This is a genomic window from Roseomonas rosulenta (genome assembly GCF_016106005.1).
In the GTDB taxonomy this organism is placed as follows: Bacteria; Pseudomonadota; Alphaproteobacteria; order Acetobacterales; family Acetobacteraceae; genus Neoroseomonas; species Neoroseomonas rosulenta.
Map to the genome: position 1 here is coordinate 1 of NZ_JACADR010000251.1, position 6539 is coordinate 6539.

Genomic DNA, 6539 nt, shown 5'->3' on the forward strand with positions numbered 1-6539 from the left:
GCCCGCCCGGGTGCCGCCGCTGCGCCGCCGAGCCTTCCGGCCCGCTGTCCGCCCGCGCCGCAGCGCCGTGCCGTGGCTCGCCATGGCCGTCGCCGCGGGCGGGATCGCCGCGCTGGTGGTGCGGGGGTTCTGACACCAGGCGCACCAGGTGGCGAACTGCGGCCCGAAGGGCCGGGGCCGCGAACGCGGCCCACTGGTCGTCCGGCACAGCCAAGGCGGCCGTATGGCCGCCGCCCGGCGCCTGTGGGGGACCACGGCGCAACCTTTGGGCGCCCGGTATGAAAGCGACGGGACGCATGGGCCCGGCAGGACTCGAACCTGCAACCAAACCGTTATGAGCGGTCCGCTCTGACCATTGAGCTACAGGCCCATGCGCCTGCGTGATTGCCCTCAGCCGGCCAGGAAATCAAACGCCGCGAGGGCATGCACGCGGGCCACGGCCTCCAGCTCCGCCAGATCGGCCCATTCATCGGCGCCGCCCATGTTGTGGGGAGTGGGGCCGTAGACGATCGTCGGCAGGCCGGCCATGCGGAACCAGCGGGCGTCGGAGCCGCCCACGCGCATGTTCACCGCGACGGGGCCGCCCAGCACCTCCTCGGCGGCGGCCTGCGCCAGGCGGACGATGTCGGCGGCGGGATCGGTGTGGTTGGGCTCGAAGCGGCGCAGCACGCGCCAGGCGATCCCGGGCAGGGCATCGAGCCCGGCGGCGAGCGCGGCTTCCACCTGCGCGGCGGAAACGCCGACCGGCAGGCGGATGTCGCAGGCGGCGCGCGCGGCGGCGGGCACCAGGTTGGGCGCGGTGCCACCCTCGATCCGGCCGATGTTGACCGTGACGCTGCCGAGCACCTCGGCCTCGCCCGCGCCGGCGAGGGGTTCGCTGACCGGGCGCGCGGCGGCGATCGCCGCGGTGACGGCAGGCGGGGCGGCCACCGGCAGGGCGCGCAGCGCCGCCACCACGTCGAGGGCGGCGCGCAGCCGGTCGATCGCGTTCGCGCCCAGATGGACATGCGCGCCATGGGCCGCGGTGCCGCTGGCCTCGACCTCGATCCAGAGGAAGCCCTTCTCCCCGAAGCGCAGCACGCGGGGCGAGCCGGCATCGCCGATGATGACCGCGCCGGCCGTCGCGAGGCCGGGGATGTGGTCGAGGAGCCATTTGGTGCCGAGCGGACCCATGGTCTCCTCGTCGCCGGCGAGCGTCAGGATGGCCTCCCCGCGCCAGGCCTCGCGATGCTGGGCCAGCAGCGCGAAGGCGAGGATGGAGGCTGCGATGCCGCCCTTCATGTCCGCCGCGCCGCGCCCGAACAGGCGCCCGTCGCGGACCTCTCCGCCGAGCGGGGCGACCGTCCAGGGCAGCGCCTCGTTCACCGGATAGGTGTCAAGATGGCCGTTGAAGGCCAGCACGCGCCCCGGCCCGGCGCCGGCGATGCGGGCGACGACGTTGGTGACCTCGGGCGAAGTGGCATGCAGCGAGACCTCGGCGGCGGGGGCGAGCTCGCGCAGCAGGGCGGCGCAGTCCTCGGCGCAGGCCCGCACGTCGCCGGGCGGGTTGGGGGAGGGCACGGCGATCAGGCGGCGGGTGATCGCGGCCACCTCTGGCGCGCGGGTACGGGATGCGGCGACGAAGGCGGCGCGGGCAGGGGTCATGCCGGGAGCCTGGGCGGGGCAGGCGAGGCGCGCAACCCCGCCCCGTGCGCCTGCGGCGGAACGCGTCCCGTGCGCCTGGGGCGCAACCCGCCCCCGCTTCCGTGCCCCCGGCCGCTCTGCTACAGCCGCGCGCCGTTCCGGCCCGGAGACAGCCCACCATGCGCATCGATGCCATCCCGATCGGGAAGGACCCGCCCCACGACGTGAACGTCATCGTTGAGGTGCCGATCGGCGGCGAGCCCATCAAGTACGAGATGGACAAGGCGGCCGGCACCCTGTTCGTGGATCGCTTCCTGCATACGCCCATGCGCTACCCGGGGAACTACGGCTTCATCCCGCACACGCTGAGCGAGGATGGCGACCCGATCGATGTGCTGGTGGCGAACACCCGCCCGATCATCCCGGGCGCCGTCATCCGCGTGCGCCCCGTGGGCGTGATGAAGATGGAGGACGACGGCGGCGGGGACGAGAAGATCATCGCGGTGCCCGTGCCCAAGCTGACCCTGCGCTACGAGCATGTGCACAATTATACGGACCTGCCGCGGATCACGATCGGGCAGATCCAGCACTTCTTCGAGCACTACAAGGATCTAGAGCCCGGCAAGTGGGTGAAGTTCATCGGCTGGGGCGACGCCGAGGAAGCCCGCCGGCTGATCACCGAGGCGATCGCACGCGCCGCGAAGGGCTGAACGCCGCCCACACTGGCCGGGGCCGCCACCCATCTCCCGGTGCGGTGCGGGCCACCCCCCCCCGCCGGGAGGCCCGGGGCGTTTGCGGATCGCCACCGGCGCTGGCCGGCCATCCGGCGGCGGAACGTGCCATGGGCCGCGCGACGCCCCTGGTTCCGCGCCCGCCCGGACTTGACCCTCCGCCCGGTTGCGCCGGCGCCAATTCCCCCGCCACTATGCGCGGCCCGCCGCCAAGGGGGCGCCATGCGGCCATCAGACCGCGTCCAGATTTGGGGGAGTCCGTAAGTTGCTGACCGTCTGGTTGATCATCGTGATCGCGCTCGGGGCGTTGTCCATCGCCTATGGCGTCATCACCGCCAAGGACGTGCTGTCGCGCGATCCCGGCAACGAACGCATGCAGGAAATCGCGAAGGCCATCCAGGAAGGCGCGAACGCCTACCTGAAGCGCCAGTACACCACCATCGCCATCGTGGGCGCGGTGCTGTTCGTGCTGGTGGCCTGGCGGCTCGGGATCGCGGTCGCGATCGGCTTCCTGCTGGGCGCGGTGCTGTCCGGCGCTGCGGGCTTCATCGGCATGAACGTGTCGGTGCGCGCGAACCTGCGCACGGCGCAGGCCTCGACCGTCTCGCTCGCGGGCGGGCTCGATGTCGCGTTCAAGTCGGGGGCCATCACCGGCATGCTGGTGGCCGGCGGCGCGCTGCTCGGTGTCGCGGTGTACTTCTTCCTGCTGGTCGTGCTGGGCGGGCTCGAGCCCAACGACCGCGTGGTGATCGACGCGCTGGTCGCACTCGGCTTCGGCGCCTCCCTCATCTCGATCTTCGCGCGCCTGGGCGGCGGCATCTTCACCAAGGGTGCGGACGTCGGCGGCGACATGGTCGGCAAGGTCGAGGCCGGCATCCCCGAGGATGACCCCCGCAACCCCGCGACCATCGCCGACAACGTGGGCGACAACGTGGGCGACTGCGCCGGCATGGCCGCCGACCTGTTCGAGACCTACGCCGTGACCATGGTCGCGACGATGGTGCTGGCCGCCATCGCCTTCGCCGGAACGCCCTTCCTCAAGGCGGGCATGATCTTCCCGCTGGCGATCGGTGCTATCTGCGTCGTGACGTCCATCGTCGGCACCTATTTCGTGAAGCTGCCGGCGAGCAACAACATCATGGGGGCGATGTACCGCGGCTTCGCGGTGACCGGCGTGCTGTCGCTGGTGGCGCTGCTGCCGCTGTCCTTCATGATCTTCGGCTTCGGCACCGCCACGGCGGCCGGGGCGTCGTTCGGCGCCTTCTCGCTGTTCCTGTGCGGCGCGGTCGGGCTGGTCGTGACCGCGCTGATCATCTGGATCACCGAATACTACACCGGCACCAACTTCCGCCCTGTGAAGGCCATCGCGGAATCCTCGGTGACGGGCCACGGCACCAACGTGATCCGCGGTCTTGCCGTGTCGATGGAATCGACCGCCCTGCCGGCGCTGGTGATCATCTTCGGCATCCTGATCGCCTATGGCCTGGCGGGTCTGTATGGCATCGCCATCGCGGTGACCACGATGCTCGCACTCGCCGGCATGGTGGTGGCGCTCGATGCCTTCGGACCGGTGACCGACAATGCCGGCGGCATCGCCGAGATGGCCGGCCTGCCGAAGGAAATCCGCCAGACCACCGATGCGCTGGACGCGGTGGGCAACACCACCAAGGCGGTGACCAAGGGCTACGCCATCGGCTCGGCGGCGCTCGGCGCGGTGGTGCTGTTCGCGGCCTATACCCAGGACCTCGCGTATTTCGCGGCAAACGCCACGCAATACCCGTACTTCCTGGGCATGGGGCAGCTCACCTTCTCGCTGTCCAACCCGTATGTCGTGGTTGGCCTGCTGTTCGGCGGCATGCTGCCCTACCTGTTCGGCGGCATGGCGATGACGGCGGTCGGCCGCGCGGCGATGTCCGTGGTCGAGGAAGTCCGGCGCCAATTCAAGGAGAAGCCGGGCATCATGGCGGGCACCGAGAAGCCGGACTACGGCCGCGCGGTGGACATGCTGACCAAGGCGGCGATCAAGGAGATGATCATCCCCTCGCTGCTGCCCGTGCTCAGCCCGATCGTGGTGTATTTCGGCATCCTCGCCATCGGCGGGAAGGCCGCGGCTTTCGAAGCCCTCGGCGCGATGCTCCTGGGCGTGATCGTCACCGGCTTCTTTGTCGCGGTCTCCATGACCACCGGCGGCGGTGCGTGGGACAACGCCAAGAAGTACATCGAGGACGGCCACCATGGTGGCAAGGGCTCCGACGCGCACAAGGCGGCGGTGACCGGCGACACGGTGGGCGACCCCTACAAGGACACCGCCGGTCCGGCGGTGAACCCGATGATCAAGATCACCAACATCGTGGCGCTGCTGCTGCTGGCGATGCTGGCGCACAGCTGAGCCTGACCCGCACGGCGCGAAACGGGGGCCGGCGGAGCGATCCGCCGGCCCCTTCTTCATTGCAGGGCTTGCACCGCCGCCCCCGCGGGCCTTGATTGGGGTCATGTCGCGATTGCTGGCCCTTCTCATTGCGCTGATCGCGGCCGCCCCCGCGGCGCAGGCGCTGGAATCGGCTGCCGTCACCTCGCCGCGCGCCACGGTCACCATCCTTTCCGACCACGACCAGGTTGCCCCGGGCCAGTCCTTCCGCCTGGCGCTGCGCCAGCGCCTGGCGCCGGGCTGGCACACCTACTGGGTGAACCCCGGCGACGCCGGGCAGCCGCCCGAGGTCACGCTCGACCTGCCCGAGGGTGCGACGGCCGCGCCCATGCGCTTCCCCGCGCCCGCGCGCATCCCCTTCGGGCCGCTGGTCAATTTCGGCTACGAGGGCGAACCGGTCTTCATCATCCCGGTCACCGCCCCCGCCGCGATGCGCCCCGGCGATGTGCTGACCATCGAGGCCCGCGGCGAATGGCTGGTCTGCGAGCAGGTCTGCATCCCCGAGGAAGGCGCCTTCCGCCTCGACATTCCCGTCGAGGCGACGCCGCGCCCGGCGTCCGCCACCGCCGCCCTGTTCACCGCCGCCGAGGCCGCGGAACCCCGCGCCGCCCCGTTCACCGCCCGCCTCGGCTTCGCGGGCCCCGCCGGCGCCATCGCGGTCACCGGCCCGGGCATCGCCCCCGGCGCGGTGCGCGACGCCTTCTTCTTCCCGATGGACGCCGGGGTGATCGACAATGCCGCGCCGCAGGCGCTCAGCGTGCGCGACGGCACGCTGCGCCTGGCCCTCGCGCGCGGCCAGGCGCCGGCGCTGCCGACTCAGATGAACGGCGTCCTCGCCATCACCGATGCCGCCGGGGTGCGCGGGGCCTACCTGGTTTCGGCCACGCCCGGCGCTGTGCCGGAAGGGGGAGGGCTGCCGCTGTGGCAGGCGGCGCTGCTGGCCGCCCTCGGCGGGCTGATCCTGAACCTCATGCCCTGCGTCTTCCCGATCCTGGCCATGAAGGCGGTCGGCATCGCGCGGCTGTCCGGCGCGGCGCAGGGCGCGGTGCGCGCGCATGCGGCGTCCTATACGGCCGGGGTGGTGCTGTCCTTCGTCGCCCTCGGCGGGCTGCTGGTGGCCTTGCGCGCGGCGGGCGGCGTGGCGGGCTGGGGCTTCCAGTTCACCCAGCCGGCCTTCGTCGCCGGCATGGCCTGGCTGATGCTGGCCGTGGGGCTGAACCTCTCGGGTGTCTTCGCCATCGGCGGGCCGGTCGCGGCCGGAGGCTCGCTCGCGGCCAAGGGCGGGCATGCCGGGTCCTTCTTCACCGGGGCGCTCGCGGTGCTGGTCGCCACCCCCTGCACCGCACCCTTCATGGCGGCGGCCATTGGTGCCGCGCTGGCGATGGGCGCGGCCGAGGCGCTGGTGGTCTTCGCCGCGCTGGGCCTCGGCATGGCACTGCCCTACGCGCTGCTGGGTATCGCGCCGGGCCTCGCGCGGCTGCTGCCACGGCCTGGCGCCTGGATGGACCGGCTGAAGCAGGGCCTGGCCTTCCCGATGTATGCCGCCGCCGCCTGGCTGGTCTGGGTGCTGGCCGAGCAGGCCGGGCCCTCCGCCGTGCTGGTTGTGCTGCTGGGCGGCGTGCTGATCGGCTTCGGCGCCTGGGCCTGGGGGCTGGCGCAGGCAGCCGGCGGGCGGGTCGGGCGCATCGCCGCCGCCGCCGCCATCGTCGCCGCGCTGGCGCTGCTGCCGCTGGTGCAGGGTGCGACGCCCGCCGCCG

At 72.3% G+C, this 6539-nt stretch carries 4 protein-coding genes and 1 tRNA gene; 3 read left to right on the top strand and 2 right to left on the bottom strand.

The window, feature by feature from the left end; genetic code table 11:
* Nucleotides 1-297 precede the first annotated feature (297 nt).
* Both HW578_RS21110 and HW578_RS21115 read right to left on the bottom strand, forming a co-directional pair.
* Nucleotides 298-370: transfer RNA gene (locus HW578_RS21110), tRNA-Ile, on the bottom strand.
* Nucleotides 371-390: 20 nt separating this feature from the next.
* On the bottom strand, nt 391-1644 hold the full coding sequence (locus HW578_RS21115; RefSeq protein ID WP_198372689.1) for a M20/M25/M40 family metallo-hydrolase: 1254 nt from the start codon (nt 1642-1644) through the stop codon (nt 391-393).
* Nucleotides 1645-1802: 158 nt separating this feature from the next.
* Here HW578_RS21115 and ppa point away from each other — a divergent pair, with 158 nt between their 5' ends.
* The 3 genes from ppa to HW578_RS21130 all read left to right on the top strand — a co-directional run.
* Nucleotides 1803-2333 (top strand): inorganic diphosphatase, encoded by a 531-nt coding sequence (ppa, locus tag HW578_RS21120; protein WP_198372690.1) that lies wholly within the window; start codon nt 1803-1805, stop codon nt 2331-2333.
* 286 nt (nt 2334-2619) lie between these two features.
* Nucleotides 2620-4743, top strand: a complete 2124-nt coding sequence (locus tag HW578_RS21125) for a sodium-translocating pyrophosphatase (RefSeq protein WP_198372691.1) — start codon at nt 2620-2622, stop codon at nt 4741-4743.
* Between the two features lie 103 nt (nt 4744-4846).
* On the top strand, nt 4847-6539 hold a 1693-nt coding region (locus tag HW578_RS21130), incomplete at its 3' end, for a protein-disulfide reductase DsbD domain-containing protein (RefSeq protein WP_198372692.1).

What these genes read in the sequence shown, in the direction of transcription:
- ppa (WP_198372690.1), top strand. Translation starts at nt 1,803, where the DNA reads ATGCGCATCGATGCCATCCCGATCGGGAAGGACCCGCCCCACGACGTG.
- HW578_RS21115 (WP_198372689.1), bottom strand. Translation starts at nt 1,644, where the DNA reads ATGACCCCTGCCCGCGCCGCCTTCGTCGCCGCATCCCGTACCCGCGCG.